Source organism: Ensifer sp. ENS06, from assembly GCF_014852205.1.
Lineage (GTDB): Bacteria > Pseudomonadota > Alphaproteobacteria > Rhizobiales > Rhizobiaceae > Ensifer > Ensifer adhaerens.
Window position 1 is genome coordinate 1 of record NZ_JACVBC010000042.1, and the last position, 596, is coordinate 596.

Sequence of the window (596 nt, forward strand, 5' to 3'; positions counted from 1 at the left end):
TCTCCCTTCCTCTCTTTTTCTCCTCTCCTTTTCCCTCCTCCCTTTTTTCCTTCTTTCTTTTTTTCTCCTTTCTTCTCTTTCCTCTCTCTCTTCTCTTTTCCCCCCTTCCTTTCCTTCTTCTCTTCTCTTCTCCCTCCTTCTCCCCCCCTTCTTCCTCCTTCCTTTCTCTTTCCCTTTTTCCCTTTCTCCTCTTTCTTTTCTCCCTCCTTCCTCTCTTTCTTCTTCTCTTCCCCCCTCTTCTTTCTTTTCCTTCTCTCCCTCTCTTTTTCTCTCTTTTCTCCCTTTTCTCTCCTTTCCTCTTTCTCTTTTTTTTCCTTTCCCTTTTCTCTCCCTCTTCCCTTCCTTCCCCTTTTCCTCCTTCCCTCCTCTCCTCTTCCCGTGCCTCCTTTCCTTTCTCTTCTTTCTCCTTTTTCCCTTCCCTCTTCCTCCTCCCCCTTCCCTTTTTCTTTCCTCCTCTCCCTCCTCCTTGCTTTCTCCTCCGCCCCCTTTGTTCCTCCTTTCCTTCTCTCCTTCTTCTCTCTCCTTCCCCTCTTCTTCCTCGCTTGTCTTTCTTCCCTCTTCTCGCTCCCCCTGCTTCCCCTCCCCTTTCCTGTCCT

General features: G+C 48.8%; 1 protein-coding gene. It reads right to left on the bottom strand.

What is annotated here, in order from left to right:
* A partial coding sequence (locus IB279_RS38285) for a hypothetical protein (protein ID WP_192341251.1) occupies positions 1 to 596 on the bottom strand: 596 nt, incomplete at both ends.